This is a genomic window from Peribacillus sp. YIM B13482 (assembly GCF_042787975.1).
Lineage (GTDB): Bacteria > Bacillota > Bacilli > Bacillales > DSM-1321 > Peribacillus > Peribacillus simplex_A.
In genome coordinates this window covers 1-23757 of record NZ_JBHZPF010000064.1, presented here as the reverse complement: position 1 = coordinate 23757, position 23757 = coordinate 1, and the positions used below count along the sequence as shown (strand labels likewise).

The 23757-nt window shown below is 40.4% G+C and carries 26 protein-coding genes and 1 pseudogene; all 27 read right to left on the bottom strand.

Annotation, left to right across the window (positions count from 1 at the left end; translation table 11 throughout):
• Positions 1-254 precede the first annotated feature (254 nt).
• The gene (locus ACFX4L_RS22145) at positions 255-929 is read right to left on the bottom strand and encodes a zinc metallopeptidase (RefSeq protein ID WP_061463861.1); all 675 of its coding nucleotides are present in this window, start codon (positions 927-929) and stop codon (positions 255-257) included.
• Between the two features lie 85 nt (positions 930-1014).
• Positions 1015-1800, bottom strand: coding sequence for a sporulation protein YpjB (gene ypjB / locus ACFX4L_RS22140; RefSeq protein ID WP_284470321.1), 786 nt, complete (start codon positions 1798-1800; stop codon positions 1015-1017).
• Between the two features lie 119 nt (positions 1801-1919).
• A complete protein-coding gene (gene lhaT, locus ACFX4L_RS22135) occupies positions 1920-2516 on the bottom strand; it encodes a lipoprotein heptaprenylglyceryl N-acetyltransferase LhaT (protein ID WP_061463863.1) in 597 nt (198 codons plus the stop codon).
• A 178-nt stretch (positions 2517-2694) separates the two neighbouring features.
• Complete coding sequence (locus tag ACFX4L_RS22130; RefSeq protein ID WP_061463864.1) at positions 2695-3462, bottom strand: menaquinol-cytochrome c reductase cytochrome b/c subunit; 768 nt, start codon at positions 3460-3462, stop codon at positions 2695-2697.
• Between the two features lie 56 nt (positions 3463-3518).
• Entirely contained in the window at positions 3519-4193 is a 675-nt protein-coding gene (gene qcrB, locus ACFX4L_RS22125) for a menaquinol-cytochrome c reductase cytochrome b subunit (protein WP_034307974.1), read from the bottom strand.
• Between the two features lie 3 nt (positions 4194-4196).
• Complete coding sequence (locus tag ACFX4L_RS22120) at positions 4197-4703, bottom strand: QcrA and Rieske domain-containing protein (protein WP_061463865.1); 507 nt, start codon at positions 4701-4703, stop codon at positions 4197-4199.
• A gap of 160 nt (positions 4704-4863) precedes the next feature.
• On the bottom strand, positions 4864-5325 hold the full coding sequence (locus ACFX4L_RS22115; protein WP_377384144.1) for a YpiF family protein: 462 nt from the start codon (positions 5323-5325) through the stop codon (positions 4864-4866).
• 162 nt (positions 5326-5487) lie between these two features.
• A complete protein-coding gene (locus ACFX4L_RS22110) occupies positions 5488-6039 on the bottom strand; it encodes a ReoY family proteolytic degradation factor (RefSeq protein WP_061463867.1) in 552 nt (183 codons plus the stop codon).
• A gap of 41 nt (positions 6040-6080) precedes the next feature.
• A complete protein-coding gene (locus tag ACFX4L_RS22105) occupies positions 6081-7352 on the bottom strand; it encodes a tetratricopeptide repeat protein (RefSeq protein ID WP_377384140.1) in 1272 nt (423 codons plus the stop codon).
• 368 nt (positions 7353-7720) lie between these two features.
• Complete coding sequence (gene aroA / locus ACFX4L_RS22100; protein WP_377406201.1) at positions 7721-9007, bottom strand: 3-phosphoshikimate 1-carboxyvinyltransferase; 1287 nt, start codon at positions 9005-9007, stop codon at positions 7721-7723.
• Positions 9008-9029: 22 nt separating this feature from the next.
• Positions 9030-10133 (bottom strand): prephenate dehydrogenase, encoded by a 1104-nt coding sequence (locus ACFX4L_RS22095; RefSeq protein ID WP_284470317.1) that lies wholly within the window; start codon positions 10131-10133, stop codon positions 9030-9032.
• A 48-nt stretch (positions 10134-10181) separates the two neighbouring features.
• On the bottom strand, positions 10182-11294 hold the full coding sequence (hisC, locus tag ACFX4L_RS22090; protein WP_377384136.1) for a histidinol-phosphate transaminase: 1113 nt from the start codon (positions 11292-11294) through the stop codon (positions 10182-10184).
• Positions 11295-11377: 83 nt separating this feature from the next.
• Positions 11378-11746, bottom strand: a complete 369-nt coding sequence (aroH, locus tag ACFX4L_RS22085; RefSeq protein ID WP_061463872.1) for a chorismate mutase — start codon at positions 11744-11746, stop codon at positions 11378-11380.
• A 25-nt stretch (positions 11747-11771) separates the two neighbouring features.
• Positions 11772-12851, bottom strand: a complete 1080-nt coding sequence (aroB, locus tag ACFX4L_RS22080; protein WP_061463873.1) for a 3-dehydroquinate synthase — start codon at positions 12849-12851, stop codon at positions 11772-11774.
• 3 nt (positions 12852-12854) lie between these two features.
• Positions 12855-14027, bottom strand: coding sequence for a chorismate synthase (gene aroC, locus ACFX4L_RS22075; protein ID WP_377384129.1), 1173 nt, complete (start codon positions 14025-14027; stop codon positions 12855-12857).
• A gap of 251 nt (positions 14028-14278) precedes the next feature.
• On the bottom strand, positions 14279-15052 hold the full coding sequence (locus ACFX4L_RS22070; protein ID WP_377406198.1) for a CheR family methyltransferase: 774 nt from the start codon (positions 15050-15052) through the stop codon (positions 14279-14281).
• Between the two features lie 417 nt (positions 15053-15469).
• Positions 15470-15916: a nucleoside-diphosphate kinase gene (ndk, locus tag ACFX4L_RS22065; protein ID WP_034308008.1), complete on the bottom strand. Its 447-nt coding sequence runs from the start codon at positions 15914-15916 to the stop codon at positions 15470-15472.
• Positions 15917-16012: 96 nt separating this feature from the next.
• Positions 16013-16975 (bottom strand): heptaprenyl diphosphate synthase component II, encoded by a 963-nt coding sequence (hepT, locus tag ACFX4L_RS22060; RefSeq protein WP_377406196.1) that lies wholly within the window; start codon positions 16973-16975, stop codon positions 16013-16015.
• A gap of 34 nt (positions 16976-17009) precedes the next feature.
• Positions 17010-17720 carry a demethylmenaquinone methyltransferase gene (locus tag ACFX4L_RS22055; protein ID WP_061463877.1) on the bottom strand — a complete coding sequence of 237 codons (711 nt, stop codon included), beginning with the start codon at positions 17718-17720 and terminating at the stop codon, positions 17010-17012.
• Positions 17721-17723: 3 nt separating this feature from the next.
• Positions 17724-18554, bottom strand: a complete 831-nt coding sequence (locus tag ACFX4L_RS22050) for a heptaprenyl diphosphate synthase component 1 (RefSeq protein ID WP_284470312.1) — start codon at positions 18552-18554, stop codon at positions 17724-17726.
• 248 nt (positions 18555-18802) lie between these two features.
• Positions 18803-19051, bottom strand: coding sequence for a trp RNA-binding attenuation protein MtrB (gene mtrB / locus ACFX4L_RS22045; RefSeq protein ID WP_061463879.1), 249 nt, complete (start codon positions 19049-19051; stop codon positions 18803-18805).
• A gap of 20 nt (positions 19052-19071) precedes the next feature.
• Positions 19072-19638, bottom strand: a complete 567-nt coding sequence (folE, locus tag ACFX4L_RS22040; RefSeq protein ID WP_061463880.1) for a GTP cyclohydrolase I FolE — start codon at positions 19636-19638, stop codon at positions 19072-19074.
• A 306-nt stretch (positions 19639-19944) separates the two neighbouring features.
• Positions 19945-20217, bottom strand: coding sequence for an HU family DNA-binding protein (locus ACFX4L_RS22035; protein ID WP_034308023.1), 273 nt, complete (start codon positions 20215-20217; stop codon positions 19945-19947).
• A 505-nt stretch (positions 20218-20722) separates the two neighbouring features.
• A complete protein-coding gene (gene spoIVA, locus ACFX4L_RS22030) occupies positions 20723-22201 on the bottom strand; it encodes a stage IV sporulation protein A (protein ID WP_061463881.1) in 1479 nt (492 codons plus the stop codon).
• 231 nt (positions 22202-22432) lie between these two features.
• Positions 22433-23158, bottom strand: a complete 726-nt coding sequence (locus ACFX4L_RS22025) for a hypothetical protein (protein ID WP_375166216.1) — start codon at positions 23156-23158, stop codon at positions 22433-22435.
• A gap of 13 nt (positions 23159-23171) precedes the next feature.
• Positions 23172-23369, bottom strand: coding sequence for a DUF2768 domain-containing protein (locus ACFX4L_RS22020; RefSeq protein WP_061463882.1), 198 nt, complete (start codon positions 23367-23369; stop codon positions 23172-23174).
• 205 nt (positions 23370-23574) lie between these two features.
• Positions 23575-23757 (bottom strand): annotated as a pseudogene (locus ACFX4L_RS22015) (hypothetical protein); the annotation flags it as partial.

Here is a 23757-nt window from a genome sequence, read left to right as displayed (position 1 = left end):
AGATATGGCGCGTCACCACTTTTTGATGGTCTTTGCTTTCTGTACACTGTGATAAAAATGAACATGTCTTACAAATGGTGTTTGGGAGATTTATACTCACGATATCCCGGACCGCCCGCGGAAAGCGAGTGCCCTACGTTCTAATCAACGTTCGAATTTTTAAAACCCTCAAAAAAAATGTAGACAAACTCGATTTTCATCGAGTTTGTCTACAGTCTGTGAGGACGCCATAATGATGGCGTCCTCCTTCTAAATTAATCCTCTTCTCTCATTCCTGAATACATAAGCAGAAGACGAACTAGTTCCAGTACGGCAACTAGAGCGGCAGCAACATAAGTCATCGCAGCTGCACTTAATACTTTTTTCGTTTCCCGTTCTTCGTCATTACGGATAACTCCTACAGAAACGAGTTGATCCATTGCCCGAGAGGAAGCATTGAACTCCACTGGCAGAGTGATTACTTGAAATAATACTGCTGCTGCCATAAATACGATACCTGCTATTAGTAAGCCTGGAATTCTGGCTAACACCCCGATTAAAATTAAGATCCAAGATATATTGGAACCGAAGTTAGCGACAGGCACTAAAGCATGACGGAAACGTAAGAATGCATATGCTTCTTTATCTTGAATCGCATGTCCCACTTCATGGGCTGCAACAGCTACACCTGCAACTGAATGGCCGTGATAGTTATCCGTTGATAAACGCACCGTTTTATCCCTTGGATCATAATGGTCCGATAGCATTCCAGGTGTCTCTTCGACCCTGACATTAAACAGTCCATTTTGATCCAAAATGGCCCGTGCCGTCTCAGCACCATTCATACCAGAAGAAGCCTGTACTTTTGAATATTTTTTATACGTGCTTTTCACTTTCATTTGTGCATAAATCGGGATTAAAATGATAATCGCCAAATAAATGAAATACATGGTATCCTCCTATAACTATTATTACTCTTAATTCTATGGAATGAAGGAACCCCTGTCAAATATAGTGTTCTCTTCCCATGTCTTTTTAATCATTATGTCCTTTCCTTGGCTTTTCCCTATCACCTTTATATTTTCTCCAGCCTACATAAGAAAGCGTCATGATAATGATGCTGCCTGTTGATATGATGACCCACCAAAGGGAAGGATCCGCATCATCTTCTCCCATATCATCAAAAATGGAGGTTAGTTCGTTTTGTAACGCATCAAGTTCCTTTTGACTTTCTTCATCTCTGATCACTTCCGGGCGGTATTGGTTGATGTATTGAATTCTCGTGTCCAGTTGCTGCATCGTTTCTTTAGAAAGGTCGACTTTCAAGCTTGGATATATCATTTCATATTGTGAAAGGAATAAGTTCAATTGGCTATTGAATGTAATTGTGTCTTGATTGATTGCGGCATCCTTTGTCTGCTGGAAAGAATTCATCATTTGATCCTCCATCTCTGTCCAAAGGGGCTGATGGGTAGACTTTACCGCATCGACAACAAGCCGGAACTTTGTGACAGAATTAATCTTTTCGGAGTCTCCCTTATTCATATCCTTTATTGTCATCAACGCCTCGTTATGAGCTACAGTGATAATTCGAAGTTCGTCCATGTCAAGTATCTGCTCTTTCGCTGTCTCTTTTAAAAACCGATCAGAAAAAAACGTCAGCATCTTTTCCGAATCTCCATATCGCTTCAACTTGGTCATTTCCAAGGCTCTATCGGAAATGTTATCTAATTGCTCCAAACTTGAAGAGGATTCTGCATAGACAGGGAAATGTAAGACGACAAATAAAACAGCAATGGTTAATATGAATTTTTTCAACATGCTACTCGTCCCTCCTCATATCTCTACTAAAACGATATGAAAGAAAAAACATGAGTAGACCTCGTTCAACATAAAAAAGTTAACCCCGCTTTTACAAAGCTATACGCGGGGTTAACTTTTTAATGGATGAAGGATAGGGTGATCCGCTTTTTTCTATACCCAAAGTACCAGCCGACAAAAATGGAAAGTATGCTGAGCCAGAATGTAAAATAACCAATCGAATTCATATATACCAATAGATCACGGTATATAGGCATCATTTCAAAAACATAATCGATTATGTCATTATGTATGGTCCAAATCCCTGCCACTATCAAATGCCATGGTTTTATTCGATAAAATGGTGCATATAATATCCCTTGAATCGCCATCCCCAAATGAGAAGCCATTAGCATATAGCCTTCCCATGGCAATGATCCTGTTGTCACCAAGGTCAGTAAATTCATAACGACTGCCCATATACCATATTTGAAAAGTGTTATTATCGCCAACGCTTCCATAAGTCCAAAATTTCTTTTTAATAGGAACGCCAATAATACAAATACAAAAAATAGGCTTGCTGTCGGGCTGTCCGGTACAAATGCCAAAAAAATGGCCGGAGTATTTTCCAATTGACTGCCGTACCAATAATATCCAAAAGCGGTTCCAAATATATTTATTACTAATAACAAAACGAGCATTTGCCGATTCGCAAGCCAGCTGTAGATAACATTCATTCTTTAACCCTCTCTTACATTCTTATGTACACTCATTTTACAGGTCATCAACTTGAAAACCAAGCTTCATTTCAAATTATTTTCTTTTACGCTTCAATTTACCAATAAAAAAGCCGACAACCGTAGTCGTCAGCTTTTCATTTGCAGCATATGAAAGAAAATGCTGTTGATGGTTATATTATTTTGCTGATAATCCAGATACAAATTCAGCTAATGTTGCCAATTCCTCATCTGTACCTTTGAACATGCCAGCTGGCATGGCACCCTGTCCTTTGACAGCGATTTTAGAGATTTCTTCTGGCTTTAATCCAGTGTCAATTAAGCTTGGCGCTCCAGCTCCACCAGTTAATTCTGCTCCGTGACAACTAATGCAGCCATTGGAATCCATCAATTTATACCCATCGCTCTCTTTATCAATGTCTGCACCTTCCACAATTGCTCCTTGCTTCTTAGAAGCTTCCCAATCGTGATGGGCTGCGGACTCCCATGTTAAATAGAATACCCCTGCCATTGCCAATAGCATGAAGCCTACAGCAAAAGGACGTTTCGCGGGGCTCCGGTCTGGGCCACGGTCTAAAAAAGGTGCCAAGAGCAATGCCCCGAAAGCCAAACCAGGTATTACCATGGACCCTATTGCATTATAAGGTCCTGAAGCATAAGTATACTTAAGTAATTGGTAAAGGAAAAGGAAATACCAGTCCGGCAGCGGAACATAAGCTGTATCCGTAGGGTCTGCTATCCTTTCCAATGGTGACGGATGTGCGATTGTCAGGCATAGATAACCTACAAGAAATACAGCTCCGACCATCCATTCTTTTAAAAGGAAATTAGGCCAAAATGCTTCAGTTTTCCCAGGATACTCTGAATAATCTTTCGGAATATTCGGTTTACGGTCTGCGGAGATACGCGAGTCACCTACGAATTTCATACCTTTCCCACGATGCATTGAACAATTCCCCTCCTTTATGAAAAGGTTTTTTTGGATCTTGGTTCATAATTCTTTTATAGTGGACCTGAAATACCTTGTTTTCGGATCATTAGGAAATGAGCCGCTAGTAAAGCAAATAATGCTGCAGGCAGGAAGAATACATGAATTGCAAAGAATCGTGTCAATGTCTGTGCTCCAACGATGGTTGGATCTCCTGCTATCAATGTCTTTAGTGCCGGTCCCATTAACGGTACCGATTCGACGATTGTCAAAGTAACTTTCGTTGCGAATAGCGCTTTCATATCCCATGGCAATAAATAACCGGTCAACCCTAATGCCAGCATGATGAAGAAAATCAATACGCCGACCATCCAGTTCAATTCGCGCGGTTTTTTGTATGCTCCCTGGAAGAAGACACGAAGAGTATGTAAAAACATCATAACAATAACTAGACTTGCTCCCCAGTGATGCATACCACGGACAATTTGACCGAAGGCAACTTCATTTTGTAAATAATAAACAGATTCCCAAGCGTTTTTAATGTCCGGGACATAGTACATCGTCAAGAACATGCCCGACAAGATTTGGATGACCGTAATAAAGAAAGTTAACCCGCCAAAACAATATACGAATGCAGAAAAATGATGTGCGGGGTTAACATGTTCAGGAACCTCATGGTCAGCAATATCCCGCCATAATGGCGTAATATCTAAACGCTCGTCCACCCAGTCATATAACTTTGTTAGCAATGTTTACGCCTCCCCATGCGGTTTTAGTTGACCCAAATAAAGAATTCCATCTTTTTCTTTCGTGGCATAGACATCCAATGGTTTAACCGGCGGTGTCCCTTTCACGTTCACTCCATCTTTCGTATACCTGCCATAATGGCAAGGACAGAAAAATTGATTCGGATTAGACTTATCCGTATTCCACGCTACCGTACAGCCTAAATGCTTACAGATTGGAGATAAAGCAACGATAGTACCATCATCCATTTTGTAAACCCAAGCTGTATTTGTTTCTTCAGACTCATACCACCCATCGACCTGCTTAAAAGTAAAGTCGACACGGGTCGGTTCGGTAGTCAGTTCACTAACCTTCTGTTTAGTTGCAATATAATCCCCGCCTTTATCTGCTGATAATACAGGATCAATTGCAAACCTAACCATAGGCATCAACATACCGGCCGCCATAAATCCACCAACGCCAGTAAGTGTGTAATTAAGGAATTGACGTCGTGAAACATTATGCTTGCTCATGCGTTTTCCCCCCCTCTATTACTATACTGAGAGCCCAAAGGACCAATAAATAGCAACACTATAAAACTAGGACATTTCCATGATATCTCAATAATTTACCAAGGTCAATATTTGTAAAACCCAAAAGGTGGCAACTATGTGTCAAATAATGCGAAAAATCCTACTTTTTTTCATTTTTCCAATTATAAGTGAAAACATCAAGGATTTGGAGAACCTGCTGGTTAATCATTTCCCTTGCTTGTTCAGTTTCAAGACTCTCCAGGGGGATGGCAGGAATCCATACTAAATTATTTTCCAATTCCCTCTCTTCCTTTTTCCACTCAAAATCTGAAGTTAGGAAAAAAATATGCTTGAAATCTTTTTCTTTCACTTCCTTGGCCCAACGATTTAACCGCTCTACCTTATCCATTTCATCACTTAAATAATGGAATGTTGGCAATAAAAGAATTCTCCCTTTCATCTGCTTTTCAATTTCCAAGCTTAAAATGGTAAGAAATTCATTCATTGAGCCCGTTTGCTTCATTTGCCCCCCAAAAGATAAGGGAACCAAAGGAATTAAAACAGTATCCACATACTCTTTTGACTTTATATACATGTCAAGATCTTTTGCTGTCCATTTCATGTTTTTTCTTCACTCCCGATTTTTCAAATCAACTCCTTATCATTTTACCATTATTTTTATAACATCTTTACCATATACCCATAGTCTTTACAAAAATGTTGATTTTATCTATCTTTTATAAAAAATAAAAACCTTTCCTGATTACGGAAAGGTCATTTTATTTCATCCAAGTACTTTTAATTGATTCAATTGCTCTGTTAAGTTTTTAAATGCTTGTTCATCATGCTTATCAAGTGCTTCATCGATTTCCTTAAGCAGGCGGTCCCTCTGAAAATACAACATGCTTCTTTCTAAAAATTGTTCAGCTAGCAGCTGATCCTTTTCGTTCGCTGCCGTAGATTTCGGCATGAAGGGATTGCTTTCCAGTACCGCTGCATATTGATAGGAAGAGTAAGATGATTTAAAGTTGAGCTGAATATAAATATCTTCATCCCGATTTAAGCGGATATCGTGAAAAGATTTCTCTGCATCGGTCGTCATGATATTAGACTTATAGAACCTGAAAGGGACCTCATCCACACAATGTGTCGACATTATTAGTCCACGTGGGCAATATTGGGCATTTTCTACAAAATGAACCTTTTTCATTAGTTGATCATGACTCATTAAGTAATTCAATATCCACACGCATTCTCTTCGTTTCAGTTGATAATGATTTAAAAACCACCGAATAAAATCCTTCTTCTCATTCACAGAAACAGGGGCAGCCACCATGAATTCCCTCCTCTGTCTAGATTTAGTTTTATTTCCCTTATCTACATTCCATCTGTACTTTCACCTAGCCGCTCCAAAATCATCACATACTCATCATTCGCTGGGTTTATCTCAAGCAGCTTATTAAATATTTCTCTAGATGTGGCTCTGTCTCCTTCTTCAATTAAAAAGAAACCATAGTCTTCCAGGAAATCTTGATTGTCCTTGAATGAATTATATGCTTTATGATAGCTGGTTAATGACTCTTTAAATTGTTCGGTGTGTTGATAAGATACAGCAGCGATCCATTCAAACTGCGGATCATCCTCTCCATATCTCCTAACTTCACCAATACACTCCAATACATCTTCATACCTTTCATGATGCATATACAATTTCAAGAGGGTGAGTGCAGCTTCCAAATAACCTGGATCTATGGCAAGAGCTTCTTTAAATAGATTTTCCGCCTCTTCTTCAAGTCCGCTTTTCAAGGCTATCTTTCCGCCGAAGAAGTAAAGTTCCTTATTGAATTCATCAGCCTTGATTCCTTCTTTGACCACTTTCAAGGCATTTTCCAAATCTTCAAGATGTTCATAACTCTTTGCCAGATATAAATATAGGGAATGGTATTCATGATCCATTTCTTTCAGTTCTGTAAACTTACGAACGGATGTCTCGTAAAGGCCTGCCTGAAATGCTGTAAATGCATATTCAAATAGAGTATTGATTTCAAGTCCCTCATTTAAGGCCTTTTCAAAGTGCGGAAGGGCCTCCTCGAACTTTCCGGAGCTGCTTAATGCTTCAGCAAGTCTCTGATTGACATTGACTCCTGCGATTTCTTGTTCCTGTTCCAAAACCCTTATGTAATTTGCAATGGCTTCCTGATCCCTTCCTTGATGAAAGTACAGTTCACCTAGCGCAAAATCAATGATGACTTCATCTGGAAGTATTTCCTTGGCCTGAAGCAATTTTCGTTCACTGACCTCATCCATCCCCTGTAATTGATAAAGGTCCGCTTCTAAAAGTAAAGCACTTGGATATACTTCATCATCTACACTCACTTTTTCAAGCATTAGCATCGCTTCATCTTCCTGGTCCATGTCAATCAGGATTTCCGCCAACGAAACAATCAATTCTCCTTCATCAGGATAAAGTTCCAATAGATGTTCAAATAGATCCTTTGCCTCCTCCACAAAACCAAGCTGGAGCATTTCCTCGGCCAGCATCAATATGTCCTCTGCTGACTCTGATGATTTAATTCGATTTATATGTTTAAGAGCTTCAGTTAATTCCCCTTTTTTTAAATGCTGTACAACTTGTTCCACTGTGTTCATTGTTGATTCCTTCCTTTTGCATGATAGACTTGGTTTCTAGTCATACACACTCACGCCATAATGTCATCTTCTCTGCCATAAAGAACCAAATACCCTTGTAATCGTGAGATGCATAGTAAACAGTATTCATTAGTTTACCATACTGTAGCCCTGTATTCCATTGATGAAGTCCCCTCCATTCTCATTAAAAAAAGGTTACTAGTTAATTCTCCATTCTACGGTCAATCTCCTTTTTGATCAGGGACCCCTTTTTCATAATTTTCTTGAATAATAGAGGCATAAAAGCCTGTATGTTAGCGCTTTCAACACTTTCAAGCAAGTAAAAAAAAGTTTACAAACCAAATAAGGTTTGTAAACTTTTTATATATTTACTTTATCAATTGTGTCAAATGCCCAAAAAATTGTGGGTATGATACATCTATGGCATCAGGGTCAGCAAGTTCCACTTCCCCATCCGTTATTAAAGCCGCGACAGCGAGCATCATCCCGATACGATGATCTCCATGACTTGTAACCTTGCCCCCATTGAGGGCTTTACGTCCATTGATAATCAATCCATCTGTTGTCGGAGTTATATCTGCCCCCAGGATGGAAAGCTCATTTGCGACCGTATCAATTCTATTGGTCTCTTTCACTTTAAGTTCTGCTGCATCCTTGATTGTCGTTATCCCTTCAGCCTGTGTTGCAAGAAGTGCAATTACCGGTATTTCATCGATGAGACGGGGAATTAGTTCACCGCTGATGGTGGTTCCTTGTAAGCGGGAGCTTCTGACAGTGATATCTCCTGCAGGTTCACCTTCACTCGTCTTCTTCTCTATCGTAATATCTGCCCCCATCGATTTCATGACTTCGATGATTCCAGTCCTTGTCGAATTAAGGCCCACATTCTTTAATACTACTTCACTATTTTCCGTAATCGCTGCAGCCACCATGAAGAAAGCCGCTGAAGAAATATCACCCGGCACATGGATGGTGGTTCCTTTGAAGACTTGATTTCCGCTTACTTTGATCGTTTGACCGTCCTTTTCGATTTTCCCGCCAAACTCTTGGATCATTCGTTCAGTATGGTCACGGGTCTCCTCTGGTTCGATAATGACCGTTTCCCCTTCAGCCTGTAAGCCTGCCAAGATTATTGCTGATTTGACCTGCGCACTTGCCACAGGCAATTCATAGCGAAACCCTTGTAACTTGCCTCCTCTTATGAAGAGCGGGGTATATTCGGCTCCTTTACGGCCATCAATGACCGCTCCCATCTGACGAAGAGGGTTTACTACCCGTGTCATAGGACGTTTGGCTATCGATTCGTCCCCTGCCAGCACGGCCGAAAAATCCTGCCCTGCCAAGATCCCCATCATTAACCTTATTGTGGTACCAGAATTTCCGACATCCAGCACTTCTTCCGGTTCCTTTAATCCATTAAAACCTTTGCCTTCAATTCTGACGTGCTGGCCTTCTTGTTCAATATGGACTCCAAGCTGCTTAAAACAGGAAATCGTACTTAAACAATCGGCTCCTGGAAGAAAATTAGTGACTGTCGTTTCCCCCTCGGCAAGGGCTCCGAACATTACCGAACGATGGGAGATGGACTTGTCTCCCGGTATGGCAATCGAACCACGTAATGATTGGATGTTCGTTTGTAATTTTTTTGTATTCATACAACCATCCTTCCTTATTATATTATGCCAGGATCGTTTCATAATCTGTATGTCTTGAGATACAATCTGCGGCTTTTATGCGATCTACATCCGTTTGGAAGCTGATGACCAGCACACCATATATCTCTTCCCTTGTTTCTATGATCCTTATGTTTGTAATGCTGATACCTTCTTGTGCCAAATATCCGGTAATCTCAGAAATTATTCCGGCATAATCCGGTATATCGATATATAAATCATAAAACGCTGGTATGGCGCCTTTCGCATCGGTTGGTAAATCATCCCTGAAAATCTTGGCATCAGTAAAGAATCGAAGGATTTCTTCACTATCTTCATTTGCTACCAACCCTTTTATATGCTCCATTTCATTCAGCCAATCATTCATTAATTCAAGTAATACATCGCGGTTATGTAACAAAATGTCACGCCACATTTCCGGACTGCTTGAAGCAATTCTTGTAATATCCCGAAAGCCACCAGCTGCAAGCCTTGAAATCAACTTATTTTCCTTACTATAATTTTCTGCCTGCTTGACCAGCCCTGATGCGACAATATGCGGAAAATGACTGATGACTCCAGTCAGCTTATCATGTGTAGCAGGGGTGACAACCAAAAAGTTCGCTCTTGTCCCTTGTAACCACTCTTTCAATTGCTCAACTTTTTCTTCGTCAATTGAATCTCCAGGAGTTAGCAAATAAAACGCATGTTCAAATAAATGCAGTTTGGCTGCCCCGGCGCCGCTTTTATGTGAACCAGCCATAGGGTGCCCCCCAATGAAGGCCACCCCTTTATCTATCAATGGTTTTGCTGCCTTAACCACTGTATCCTTCGTACTTCCTGCATCCGATATGATGACATTGCTTTTTAAATCCATATTAGCTAATTGAGCTAAAATCTTGACGGTTTCATTGACAGGCACAGCAAGTAGAATCAAATCAGCTTCACATGCTCCCGCTTCTAGAGATGATACAGAATCATCAATGATCCCCAATAGCATCGATAGTTGAATATTCTTTTCACTTAGGTCCGTACCAACAATCACGGCTTCAGGATGTGCATGGCGTATGGCCATGGCCAATGATCCGCCAATTAGACCTAGACCTATTACAAAAACCTTTCCCTTCACTCTTCTCTCCCCCGCATCTTTTATGCTCCTCTAGGTTTGATAAAAACGTTAAAGCAGCGAATCAGAAGGTGCCTCAACTTCATTCAAGAAAGTTTTAATAGCGTTAATCATTCCTTCATTTTCTTCAGTAGATCCAATCGTTACCCTTAGGCTGTTAGGAAAGCCGAAGGATTTCCCCGATCTTGCAATGTATCCGCGCTCAAGCAAATATTGAAACACCACATCGGCATCCTGTTTAAAATGGATAAAGATAAAATTACCTTGTGACGGGTAATAAGCTAAATTTTCCATATTGCAAAATTCATAGTACCGCTTGAGCCCTTTTTGATTTTCTTCCTTGCATTTTTCAATGAAAGCTTGATCTTCCAAAGCGACGATAGCAATATTCTGTGCGAATGTGTTGACATTGAATGGTTCCCGGGATGGATCTAGTTTCTGAATAATATCCTCATCTGCCAAACCGTACCCTACCCTAAAACTTGCAAGCCCATAAATTTTTGAAAATGTACGAAGTATGATCAAGTTTTTAAATTTATTAATCCATTGATTCGTTCTCGGGTAATCCTCAGCCGTTGCATACTCACAATAAGCTTCATCCAGAACGATAAGAACATCTTCCGGCACTTTTTCGATGAACGATAATAAGTCCTGTTCCGAAATGTATTTACCAGTAGGATTATTGGGTGTACAAATCCAGACAACAGCCGTTTTTTCATCTATAACTTTTAGCATTCCTTCTAGATCATGAGCTCCGTCTATATGAGGAACTTCCCTTATTTCCGCACCTTCTAGCGTGGCATTATGGCGATACTGCGAAAATGTGCCTGTTGCCATGACCGTATTCTTTCCAGCTCCCAATAGGCTTCTGGAAATGATTTGAATGTTCTCATCAGATCCATTCCCAAAAATAAGCTGAGTTTCTTTCACACCTGTATGTTTTGCAACAGCTTCCCTAAGCATCGTTGCATATCCATCCGGATAGATGGCAAAAGAATGGGTTGAATTCCTAACGGATTCCTTGACCTTTTCAGAACAGCCAAAAGGATTTTCATTTGAAGCCAATTTCGTTATTTTTTCCAGCCCGTATAATTTTTTCACTTCATCAGTGGATTTTCCCGGTTGATAAGACTTCAAGGATAGGACCGCTTCATTCCATTTCATGTCAATCACCTCTATATTTTTTCACTTAATGTAAGAAAGTGTTAGAATCGTATTCATATTCATATATTAAAATCATCTTATATCTATCTTTTTTGTTTTAAATCTGGTCGTAATACGGTAGCCCCTGCCTGGTATACATGCTGTATTTCTTTTTGAGATTTCGCCGTATTTACATGGATCATAACCCGGATGCAAAATGGCAAGGAATTGCTCACCGGTATTTCTTTCATGCATGTGACCGGTACATAGGTCCAGCCTTCGAATTTCCTCAAGGCTTTGGCAGGGAAGACAGAACGAATCTCATCCGTAGCAGAAAAAAATACAGAAGCCACCATATCGGGGTCAATCTCGTTGACCTGAATGATTTCTGCCATCAACTTTTCGACAGCGGCAATCACTTCCATTTCTGAGTCTTTTTCTACTGTTGTGGCACCCCTTATTCCTCTTATCACACATAGTTCCCCCTTATCCTGAACCCTATATCATATCAACCATTTCCTCTATCAGCTCAGAGTCGGCTATATCCATTAATAGTGGTGATCCCACTTGCTTTAGCAAGACAAAGGTAGCTGCATCATTGACTGACTTTTTGTCTGTTTTCATTAAATTAAGTAAAATTGCACTTTCCAGTCGGGTTGGAATGGTAACTTGATAACCTAAAGAAGATACCCAATTAATAAACTCCTCTAGTTTAAAATCGAGATCCTCTTTCTTTTTGCTTAATTTAAGAGCATATACCATTCCGATTAAAATGGATTCCCCATGCGTAAAGTTTCCATATCCCATTGAACCTTCCACTGCATGTCCAAGCGTATGACCAAAATTCAAAAAGGCACGAATGCCGTTTTCCTTCTCATCCTCTTCGACAATTTTAGCTTTAATGCCAATCCCTTTTGTAATCATTGTTAGGAATTGCTCATCCGTTATATCATTCAAATCCATAATATTCGACTTTAACCATAGATAAAACTCATTATCGGCTATCAAGGAATGTTTAATGACTTCAGCAAAACCTGACCTTAATTCTTTAAGAGGCAGGGTTTTTAAAAATTCAAGATCATATATGACCGCTTCAGGTTGATGAAAGGCACCAATCATATTTTTTCCTAGTGGGTGATTGATGGCAACCTTGCCGCCCACCGCACTATCGTGAGCGAGCAAAGTCGTCGGAACCTGTATAAATGGAATCCCTCTCATAAAAGTAGCCGCAACAAATCCAGCCAAGTCGCCGACTGCACCACCACCAAGGGCGATAATCAGCGACTTTCGATTAATCTGTTGTGATAAGCAGTAACTTTGGCATTCATAAAACACATCGAATGTTTTAGCATGCTCCCCCTCTGGCACAACATGATGCAGGACCGGTTTCCCCGTCTTGATCAGGGTGTTTTTCACGGTTTGCAAATGCAATTCCGCCACTTTCTCATCAGTTATGATCAGAATCTTGTTTAAATGATTTAATTCCTGTGTTATTAATTCGGGTAATTCATTTATCGCCTTCTTGCCAATTAAAACCGGATATTGCTTGGAAGCCGTTTTTATTTGGATGGATTCCATGATTTAAAACCCCTTTACTTCTTTCCGATATGATCTAATGTATTCTGCTAATTGCTCATAACGATCTGAAGGGAATTGCTCAACGATCGCAGCCGCCAGTTCCCATGCCACTACTGCCTCAGCAACCACTGCTGCGGCAGGAACTGCACAACTATCAGAACGTTCGACACTTGCTTCGAACACTTCCTTCGTATCAATATCAACACTTTTCAAAGGTTTATATAAAGTAGGGATCGGCTTCATTACACCGCGCACAACTATCGGCATTCCAGTAGTCATACCGCCTTCAAAACCGCCAAGGCGATTGGTTTTCCGGTAATAACCCTGTTCTTCATCCCATGCGATCTCATCATGGACATCACTGCCAAATCGATGGGCCGCTTCAAACCCAAGACCAATTTCTACCCCTTTAAATGCATTGATGCTCATTATCGCAGCGGCAAGTTTTGCATCAAGCTTACGGTCATAATGCACATAACTTCCTACACCCACCGGCATTCCTTCTACAATGACTTCAACGATGCCGCCGATGGAATCCCCTTTTTGTTTCGCCTCATCAATTGCGTCCTTCATCTGCTGCTCTACGTTTTTATCAAAACATCTAACAGATGATTCTTCTGTCACCTGCTGCAATTGCTGAATCGTTTCGTACTTTAGCGGTTCTGCCTTCACTCCACCAATTTCCAAAACATGTGATGCCACTTCTATCCCCAATAAAGACAAAAGCTTTTTAGCGACAGCCCCTGCTGCTACCCTTACGGTCGTTTCACGGGCTGAAGACCGTTCCAAAACATTTCTTAAATCGCGGTGCCCGTACTTAATCCCACCGTTCAAATCAGCATGACCAGGGCGAGGCCGGGTGATTTTACGTTTGATTTCTTCAGCTTCTTCCTCTGAAAGCCCTTCACTTCCCATGATCTTCGTCCAATGCTTCCAGTCGTCGTTCTCAACCACTAAAGCCACCGGTGATCCTAGTGTGTAGCCGTGTCTGATTCCCGAAGATATAAAAGCTTGATCTTTCTCGATCTGCATCCTTCGTCCACGCCCATGCCCTTTTTGCCGGCGTCCTAATTCTTGATTTATATCCTCAGTCGTAATCGGCATTCCTGCCGGTAATCCCTCAATAATAGTAGTAAGTTGCGGACCATGCGATTCTCCCGCTGTTAAATATCTCATCTTCCAGCCCCCTTTTAGCACTTTAAAGTGTATATGTATCAATATACCACAATTTTATGAGTTGTGGGTATATGTAAAACGTAAAAACTATATTGTTTGAATTTTATCACTTTTCATTCTATTTTACATGTTCACCAACATTTTCGATATAGTTTAATCTTTCCGATTCATGGGTCCTACGTTTGCCTGATTCCATGGCAAACGAAAAGGGACTGAATGCGCATGCAGGTTCAGCCCCTTTTAACAAGTATTTACTTTTCCTTATAAAAAAATGTGTCGACCGTTTCAAATTGATATTTTCCAGGAGTGAATATTTGCTCAGTACTTCCTACAAAGAATATCCCGCCGCTTTTTAGAGACGCACTGAATTTTTCATATAATAAACTTTTGGCTTCTTCAGTGAAATAAATTAAAACATTGCGGCAAACGACTAAATCGAACCCCTGATCGCACCGATCCGCAAGAAGATTTTGCTTTTTAAATGTCACTCTCTTCTTGATTTCATCATTGACACGATAAAAACTCCCTTCTTTTTCAAAGTATTTCCTTTTTATTTCTTCCGGCACTTCAGTTAAGGACCGTTCAGGATAAATCCCCAATACCGCACGCGCCAATACATTTTCATCCAAATCCGTCGCCAAAATCTCTATCTGGCTAAGTGGAACGAGATTCGATAATATCATTGCAATGGTATATGGTTCCTCACCCGTTGAACAGGCCGCACTCCAAATTTTCAACTTTTTTTTGCTTCCTAATAGCCCGGGAAGGATTTTCCGCTCTAGCACTTCCCATCTTTTCGGATTTCTATAAAATTCGGAAACATTGATTGTCATTCTATCCAAAAACTCATTTAAAACTCCGGGACAGGTTTGAATGTCTTTATAGTATTCACGAAATGAATGATAACCTCTTTTTTCATATAGAGATGTTAGTCGCCTTTTCATTTGCCCTTCCTTATATGATGCCAAATCAATGCCTGTCAACATTTTGATATTACGAATGAACTCTTCATATTCTTGAGGCATTCCTACGACTCCCCTGTACATAATTATTTTAAGTGGTTCTTCTCTTTATATATCGGAGAGTGCCATATTTTCTTTAAACTGAAAATATTCCCTTACGATTGCAGCCCTAAAATAAAGGCTGTTTTCACATACTTTGTAGCTATTTACCAGGTAGTGAGCTGTGGTTGATTTCCCCTCCAGATGCTCGCTTTCCGCGGGGCGGGCGGTGAGCCTCCTCGGCGTAAACTCCTGTGGGGTCTCACCTGTCCCGCTGCTCCCGCAGGAGTCTCGCACTTCCGCTCCAATCAACCTTAAATAGTTTCGTTTTAAAAACAACAATCTTTACGAAAAGAGCCAAAATAAAAAAGCAATTCAAAAAAAGCGGATTCCATCGCATAATGTCGATGGAACCCGCTTTTTATATAATGATCTTATTAATTAATAAACCCACTCGTTAACAAGTTTTGAATACTCAACAAGCTCTTCTTCTTTGAAGAATAAACCAATTTCACGTACAGCACTTTCAGCTGAATCAGATCCGTGAATGATGTTCTTGCCAACAGTTACGGCAAAATCACCACGAATTGTTGCTGCTGCTGCATCTTTAGGGTTAGTAGCACCCATCATTTGACGTGCAGTAGCGATTACATTTTCACCTTCCCAAACCATTGCGAAGACAGGACCTGAAGTAATGAAGTCCACTAATTCGCCAAAGAAAGGACGTTCTTTGTGCTCGCCGTAATGTTGCTCAGCCAATTCCTGGGAAATGACCATTAATTTTGCTCCTGCAAGAAGGAAGCCTTTCTTTTCAAAACGGGAAACGATTTCACCGATTAAATTGCGTTGAACGCCGTCAGGCTTTACCATTAAAAATGTTCTTTCCATGAATGTCACTCCTAATATGTATCATTGTTATTTGCCTTTATAAGGCAATCCTTTTAGAATATTACCATTGTTTGATGAGTTTCGCAACTCCTAGTATCAAAACTTTCTTTTTCCGATATTTTTTGCGATATCGGATAAAGTTTTTCTGGCTTTAATAGCAGGAAGACCTTTCAACTCAGTAAAAGCCTTTTCTAAATACATATCACTGATTCTCGCTGCCTGTTCAATGGCCCCGGAAGATTTTATCACATTGATTATATGCGACATTTCGTCTTTTGGCGTATCTTCCCGAACTGTTTCGATAAGTTTTTTCAACTTTGGATCTTCCATTGCAATCAAAACGGGTAAAGTGATATTCCCTTGAATCAAATCACTTCCGGCTGGTTTCCCAAGCTCTTCTTCCGAAGCCGTAAAATCCAATATATCATCTGTGATTTGATAAGACATACCGACATAATATCCGAATTTAAATAGCTTTTGGTGAACTTTCCCTTCAACCCCCGCTGAAATTGCTCCCAACTGGCAGCTGGATGCAATCAGTAATGCCGTTTTTCGTTTGATCCTTCTAAGGTATATCCGCCAATTCTGTTCGAAATTGTATTTATCTTTTATTTGTTCAATTTCCCCAAGACATAGTTCAACCATAGTATCAGCGAGAATTTGATGCGCAAGAGGAGACTCGATCACCGCCATCATTTCCAGTGCACGAGCAAAAATGAAGTCGCCTGTATACATGGCGACACGATTATCCCATTTTGATTTAATGGTCGCAGATCCCCTGCGTAAATCCGCATCATCCACAACATCATCATGTACAAGGGAAGCCGTATGAATCAGTTCCAATGTCGCTGCAACATGCTTTACGACATGGATATCATAACTGCCAAACTTCGCACCCAATAGGACGAATACCGGACGGATCCGCTTTCCACCGGATTGCAGTAAATGCAGGGAAGCTTCCCTTAAAACAGTGGAATCCGCTTCAATTGCGGCCTCTAGTTCTTTTTCTATTAATTGCAAATCTGCATTCAAAAATGAATACATCATTTTAAATTTCATACATTCCACCCAGCTTTGTCCATTGCTATTATGCTTATTTTGAAGGCTTGTACCCGAAATGTGTTGCTGCAACACCGCCGAAATGTGCCTTGTAACTGACATTTTCCATTCCAGCCTGCTTGAACATGCTTTCAAGCTTTTTCATGCCTGGGAAATCTCGAGCTGACTCCTGCAACCATGAATATTCGCTATAGCTTTTTGCGAATAATTTGCCGAACATGGGCATGATGAAACGGAAATAAAAATAATAGCCCTGTTTAAAACCAAGCATAGTCGGCTGTGAAGTATCCAGGCAAACGACCATTCCACCCGGCTTGGCTACCCGGTTTAACTCTTTAAGCACTTGCATGTAATCAGGGACATTCCGCAGCCCGAAACCGATCGTGACATAATCAAAGCTATTGTCCTCAAAAGGCAGTTCCATTGCATTCCCATGCCTTAGGGACACTTGATCTAAATTGAGTTCATTCACCTTTTGTTCGCCGATTTTCAGCATGTTCTTACTAAAATCCAAACCAACAACCTTTCCTTCTGGTCCTACTTCGTTAGCAAGGGCAATGGTCCAGTCCGCTGTTCCACAGCATACATCAAGTGCATGGGCGCCTTTTGGGACATTCATGATGGCCATTGTAGCCTTCCGCCATTTAAGATGCTGTTTAAAGCTGATGAGGGAATTCATCTTGTCATAGTTTCCATAGATCTTTTCAAAGACATGATGAACTTTTTGCTCTTTAGACTGCTCCATGACTCACCCTTCTTTCACATATGAATTTGCTATACTCTCTGTTTGCTCCAAGATGACATTCATTCTTTCCTGAAGTTCATCACCCAATTTAGACAGCTTCCGCATCGAGCACTGTACGGATTGCCTGGCATCCCTTAGGCACTTGTCGAATTGAGTCCGTACCCGTTCTTCTTTTTCTGATATCAGCATGGTTCCACTAATCGAGTCATCAAAAGGCATTTCCCTTAGGACATCAAAAACTATCGATTGACCCGACTTCAGATAACTCCTCTTCTCGGCAAGCAACCGATTCAAAAGCAGCAGATCTTCCGATATGTCTATCCAGTCAGGCTGATTATAGTAATCCGCCAGTTTATGAATCAGCGAAGCCTCGATCGCTTTTATCGTCTTTAAAAGCGTTGGCACATCATTAATGGACCCTTGTTGATAAAGGATGATTTTATTATCATTTATTTTTTTTATCGCGCTTGAAAGGATACGGATCATATCAACATTACCTACACTGGCAAGCCCTTGATAGTATAAGCCACTATAGTAATCGCCAGCAAGCACTTGTAGTTGGCGATTTTTCAAAACCTCAGGCAACTCGACTCCTTCACCAGAATTCGATACGATTTCATGGGTATCCAGAGCTATTTGCACTAACATTGTTGAAATGATGTATTGATTCCGTTTTTCGCTTAAAACGTCCAAATCGCTAAACAATCCCCAAAGCAATAACAGTTTATCTTCATCTAAGCTTGGCTTTTGTATATACTTCAATAAATATGGATGTTGAGCTTTCGTTTCTATTAATCGTTTTAATTGCCTTATGTCGTCCGTTATGTTTAACAATTGAGATCACCCTTGCATCCCCGAAAGATAATTTTTTTCATACATATTGGTTTCTGTCCGTGTAAAATACACATTATTATACCATAAAAACAACCAGATGAAATGGACAACGTTTATAAAAAGAAACTTCCAAAACTAAGGAAACCATCGTCTTTTGTTCTTCAAAAAAATGGATGCGGGAAATTTACAGCTTGTTAAACGCGATATCAGATGATTGATTTAATATTTAACCCATTAAAGATAAGCTATCATTTGTCAGATGCATTCTTTTTAGAATCACTTTCTATCTCCCCGAATGGAGTATAAACTTTTGCATGTCCCCTGATTTTTATCGCCGAGGTGTGCTCCGTGAATTGTGCGATCATAACCTCTCCTGAGTCAAGTTTTTCAGAGTGATGAAACTTGGTGTCGGTTCCTCTTGTTAACCCGATGACATTCACACTATCCTCAATGGCTTTGATTACGACAAAATCATTCAGAATCTTTTTTTCATTCATTTTCCCTTGCCCCCAAGTCCTTAGTCTTTAATGAATGCCAACACTTCAGCTCTAGTACGGTGATCCTTCGCAAACGTTCCCCTTACAGCAGAAGTCACTGTTTTAGATCCCGGCTTTTTTACACCTCGCATGGTCATGCACATATGTTCAGCTTCCACTACAACCATTACACCATGAGGCTCAAGCTTTTCCATGATCGAGTCAGCCACTGTTGAAGTTATGCGCTCTTGAAGTTGTGGACGCTTCGATACAGCCTCAACCGCCCTTGCCAATTTACTTAAACCGGTTACTCTACCGTTTTTCGGTATATATGCTACATGGGCTTTTCCGTAAAAAGGGACTAAATGATGTTCACAGACAGAGTAAAATGGAATATCCTTTACAAGTACGAGTTCTTCATGGTCTTCTCCAAAAACTGTTTCGAAATATTCCTTTGGATCCTGATTAAGTCCAGAAAAAATTTCTTCATACATTCTGGCTACACGGCCAGGAGTATCAAGCAGTCCTTCCCTCGTAGGGTCTTCCCCTACAGCCTCAAGAAGCATTTTAACCGCTTCTTCTATTTTGGCATGATTAACATTAGCCATTTATAGTACCTCCTAAAAATTCATTAATATTATGTATTCAGAAATTCAAGGCATTACACCCTGATATCCATATTTCCTATAATTAAAGCGGCCCATTACCTCCAGCAATGACAAGCCCAAGAAACGCAGCTTCGCCGGAAACGGTTTTTTCTTACTGATTATTTCCTGATGACAAATTCACCATTTACAGCGTTTCTAAAATATTCACTGTCTTTTATATTATCACAGATAGAAATTAAGAAGCAAAAAAAGGACCGCGTTTTCACGCGGCCCTTTTCGGTTAAGCACCCGTATGTAATGGTAGAATTACTTCACTGCATCTTTCAGTGCTTTACCAGGTTTGAAAGCTGGCACTTTGCTAGCTGCAATTTCGATTTCGTCACCAGTTTGTGGGTTACGACCTTTACGAGCCGCACGTTCACGAACTTCAAAGTTACCAAAACCAATCAATTGGACTTTATCACCGTTTTTTAGCGCTTCTAAGATTGTATCAAAAACAGCATCAACAGCTTTTGTAGCGTCTTTCTTAGAAATTTCAGTTGCTGTCACAACTTCATTAATTAATTCTGTTTTGTTCATGCCATTCACCTCCTCCCAAAAGGATTCTTTATAAAAAATCATTATTACAACACTATAATAGTGATTTGATATTAGTTTCGGTTTACAAATTTTCATTCCCTGGAAATCAAGGATTACCTAGCCGAATTAATTTCCAAATAATGCATCCATAAATTTAAAAATAGGTTGAAATCGCTGTTATAACGCGTTTTCTGTATGTAGATTATCACAAATCCTATTAGCTTAGCAAGGGAATTCAAAAAATAATGGGAATCTTTTCATAAATAATTGTATATATTATAAATTTTGTCTTTCGCTATTCATCATTTCCCTTTTTTATAGAAATTAAACTTATTATATTACTGAAAATCGCTTAACCACAGGGTTTTTTCAAGATTATACTAAAAAACAATAGTTTTTTTCAACTATAAGCCTCCGCAAGTGATATTTTATTTGTGACCCTTCCGTCCATAGCATGCAAAAAGACCAATCCATTAATGGAGTTGGTCCAGCTTTTAAACGTTTTTTATAAGATGATGGCAATCAATCCCCCACTGCCCTCATTAATAATCCTCTCCAGTGTCTCTTTCAATTTATAGCGTGCATTGTCTGGCATCATCGCTAATTTCACCTGTATGCCTTCCCTTACATAGGAACTTAGGCTTCTGCCAAAAATATCAGAGTTCCATATGGAAAGTGGATTGTCTTCGAAATCCTGCATCAGATAACGGACCAATTCTTCACTTTGCTTTTCCGTTCCGATGATTGGCGAGAATTCGGATTCGACATCGACCTTGATCATGTGGATGGAAGGAGCTACAGCTTTTAGCCTGACACCGAACCTGGCTCCCTGACGGATGATTTCCGGTTCATCAAGACTCATATCGTTAAGGGAAGGGGCTGCGACACCATATCCAGTTTGTTTGACCATTCTCAATGCATCGGCCACCTGATCATATTCTGCTTTCGCATACGCAAAGTCCTGCATCAAAGATAACAGATGATCCTTGCCCCGAATCTCCACACCGACAATTTCCTTCAGAATATCATCATAGAGTTCATCTGGGGCGTATAGGTCGATTTCTGCAACACCCTGCCCCATCTCAATGCCTGCAAGCGCGGCACGGTCAATGAACTCGAATTCATTGAAATGACCGACTACACGATCTACATCCCTCAGGCGTTTAATGTCCTTAACTGTCTCTTTAACCGCTTCCTGGTAACTTTCCCTTAACCAATGATCCTCTCGCAGAACCATTACCCAACTCGGGAGATTAACATTGACTTCGAGAACAGGGAATTCGTACAGGGCCTCACGGAGTACGCTGTAAACATCCGATTCCCGCATTCCTTCGACACTCATGGCCAATACAGGGATATCATACTTTTCCTGCAAGGATTCCTTCAGTGCGACCGTATTTGGGTGGTGAGGCTGAACGGAATTGACAATCATGATAAATGGCTTGCCAACCTCCTTCAATTCTTCAACAACCCTTTCCTCGGCATCTAAATAATCACTTCGCGGAATTTCTCCTATTGATCCATCCGTCGTGACGACTACGCCTAATGTGGAATGATCCTGTATTACTTTGCGAGTACCGATCTCAGCCGCTTCATTGAACGGAATCGGCTCTTCATACCAAGGCGTATGAATCATGCGGGGACCATTTTCATCTTCATACCCTTTAGCCCCAGGTATTGTATAACCGACACAATCGACTAAACGGATGTTCACGTCGAGACCTTCAGCTACCTGAATCGATGCTGCCTGATTCGGTACGAATTTTGGTTCTGTAGTCATGATCGTCTTTCCAGCAGCACTTTGAGGCAATTCATCCTGTGCCCTGGCACGGTCCGCCTCTGACGGGATATTCGGAATAACGACTAACTCCATGAATTTTTTAATAAATGTGGATTTCCCAGTCCTGACGGCACCGACAACCCCCAAATATATATCGCCACCGGTCCGCTCAGCTATATCTTTAAAAATATCTACCTTTTCCAAGGTATCCCCTCCCGAATTAGAGTTTTGGGATTTCGTTTATCCATTTGATTTTATTTAGGACACTATATATCTATGATGTTGTCCTAAAAATTTATTCCAATTATTTCCCTGGTTCAATCCCTTCCTCCACCAGAAATTTTATATAAGGGTTGTTATTTAAAATGTAGGATGAAATAAAGATAAAGAAATAACCCTTCCCCTACAATATATTTTGCAGAAGAAGGGTTATGCCTATTTTGTAAGAAATATTGGATTATTTGTTTTTTCATCAATTGTATATGGCAATGAATAGGCAGGGACGAACTCCGAACTCTGCACTAGCAAGTCCCGGATATCATCACCTGGCTTGATTTCCCCATCATGCTTCTTCAATGCCTCAAGTAAATCCGGGGTATAATCAACAAAAATATCACCTTGACCATCAACTACAAGGTATAAGTCTTTTTGTGAAAATGGACTCGTGACCGTAGGAGCTTCCTTCAGGCCCATTTTTTCATAATCAAGTGTAAAGACATTATCGGATAACCTTTCCCTAAATGGCGGATATCCGTTGCTTTGCTGATAAGCAGTCAATCTCAAGGAAACATCCTGAATCTTCTGTGCCATCCTGACATCCAACAGCTTTACAGTCGGATCTTTTTCAGCATTAACGAGGATGTATTGAAAGACGCCCCCTGATTCAAAGGCATTGTCCGGCGGTTCAGCCAGATACCTCGGTGAGATCTTAGAAAACTTTATAACATATTTTTGATAAATCGGTGTTTCTGCATCTTTTGTAACAATGGGCAGTATGCCGCCTTCATCTTTCTGAAATTGATCGACTGCACTTTGTACGGATTGTATCTGCTCTTTATAAGGCAGTTGGTTTTGCATTTTTTGCTTCTCTGGATATAAACAGCCAGATAATGATACGGCAATGCATAATAAACATAATATTTTGAAAAAATTTTTCATCATTTCTCCTCACCTATTAAGTGGTTGGCCCGCTAAGAACAACGATAAGGATGATCAAGCCGGCTAGAATCATAAGTATGTATGCGATAATTGCTGTCAAGCCTCTCCAAAAACCTTTTAATTTATAACGGCTTATGTAGATTAGAAATATAGAGATAACCATAAAGCCCATAGCTATAAAGGATATCCACATTTTTTGCAGAGCAGGTGTCATATCTTCATCACTCCTTTTTCCAGAAATTATTATAACATACCAAATTACGTTAAAGGAATTAAATCATTGTCAAAACTGTGTAATTCTCAATTTACATGACTCATTTTCGCGCAAAAAATTTTTAGGTACAGATATATAACAAAAAATATGTATAGTAATTTCCATACCTCCTCCCTCCAATCAAAAAAACAGCCTTAGGGCTGTTTCAGACTGTAGACAAACTCGATGAAAATTGAGTTTGTCTATTTTTTATGAGTTGTACAATTTGGCCGTTGATTGGAACGTAAGGCACTCGCTTTCCGCGGGCGGTTGGGGAGCCTCCTCGGCTTTCGCCTGCGGGGTCTCCCCTAGACGCGCTTTTCCCGCAGGAGTCTCGAACACCCGCTCC

Excerpts from the sequence above, each read along its gene's own strand:
- ACFX4L_RS22145 (WP_061463861.1), bottom strand. The coding sequence starts at position 929 with ATGTATTTCATTTATTTGGCGATTATCATTTTAATCCCGATTTATGCA.
- ypjB (WP_284470321.1), bottom strand. The coding sequence starts at position 1,800 with ATGTTGAAAAAATTCATATTAACCATTGCTGTTTTATTTGTCGTCTTA.
- lhaT (WP_061463863.1), bottom strand. The coding sequence starts at position 2,516 with ATGAATGTTATCTACAGCTGGCTTGCGAATCGGCAAATGCTCGTTTTG.
- ACFX4L_RS22130 (WP_061463864.1), bottom strand. The coding sequence starts at position 3,462 with ATGCATCGTGGGAAAGGTATGAAATTCGTAGGTGACTCGCGTATCTCC.
- ACFX4L_RS22120 (WP_061463865.1), bottom strand. The coding sequence starts at position 4,703 with ATGAGCAAGCATAATGTTTCACGACGTCAATTCCTTAATTACACACTT.
- ACFX4L_RS22115 (WP_377384144.1), bottom strand. The coding sequence starts at position 5,325 with ATGAAATGGACAGCAAAAGATCTTGACATGTATATAAAGTCAAAAGAG.
- ACFX4L_RS22110 (WP_061463867.1), bottom strand. The coding sequence starts at position 6,039 with ATGGTGGCTGCCCCTGTTTCTGTGAATGAGAAGAAGGATTTTATTCGG.
- ACFX4L_RS22105 (WP_377384140.1), bottom strand. The coding sequence starts at position 7,352 with ATGAACACAGTGGAACAAGTTGTACAGCATTTAAAAAAAGGGGAATTA.
- aroA (WP_377406201.1), bottom strand. The coding sequence starts at position 9,007 with ATGAATACAAAAAAATTACAAACGAACATCCAATCATTACGTGGTTCG.
- hisC (WP_377384136.1), bottom strand. The coding sequence starts at position 11,294 with ATGAAATGGAATGAAGCGGTCCTATCCTTGAAGTCTTATCAACCGGGA.
- aroB (WP_061463873.1), bottom strand. The coding sequence starts at position 12,851 with ATGGAATCCATCCAAATAAAAACGGCTTCCAAGCAATATCCGGTTTTA.
- aroC (WP_377384129.1), bottom strand. The coding sequence starts at position 14,027 with ATGAGATATTTAACAGCGGGAGAATCGCATGGTCCGCAACTTACTACT.
- ACFX4L_RS22070 (WP_377406198.1), bottom strand. The coding sequence starts at position 15,052 with ATGCCTCAAGAATATGAAGAGTTCATTCGTAATATCAAAATGTTGACA.
- ndk (WP_034308008.1), bottom strand. The coding sequence starts at position 15,916 with ATGGAAAGAACATTTTTAATGGTAAAGCCTGACGGCGTTCAACGCAAT.
- hepT (WP_377406196.1), bottom strand. The coding sequence starts at position 16,975 with ATGAAATTTAAAATGATGTATTCATTTTTGAATGCAGATTTGCAATTA.
- ACFX4L_RS22055 (WP_061463877.1), bottom strand. The coding sequence starts at position 17,720 with ATGGAGCAGTCTAAAGAGCAAAAAGTTCATCATGTCTTTGAAAAGATC.
- mtrB (WP_061463879.1), bottom strand. The coding sequence starts at position 19,051 with ATGAATGAAAAAAAGATTCTGAATGATTTTGTCGTAATCAAAGCCATT.
- folE (WP_061463880.1), bottom strand. The coding sequence starts at position 19,638 with ATGGCTAATGTTAATCATGCCAAAATAGAAGAAGCGGTTAAAATGCTT.
- ACFX4L_RS22035 (WP_034308023.1), bottom strand. The coding sequence starts at position 20,217 with ATGAACAAAACAGAATTAATTAATGAAGTTGTGACAGCAACTGAAATT.
- ACFX4L_RS22025 (WP_375166216.1), bottom strand. The coding sequence starts at position 23,158 with ATGATGAAAAATTTTTTCAAAATATTATGTTTATTATGCATTGCCGTA.
- ACFX4L_RS22020 (WP_061463882.1), bottom strand. The coding sequence starts at position 23,369 with ATGACACCTGCTCTGCAAAAAATGTGGATATCCTTTATAGCTATGGGC.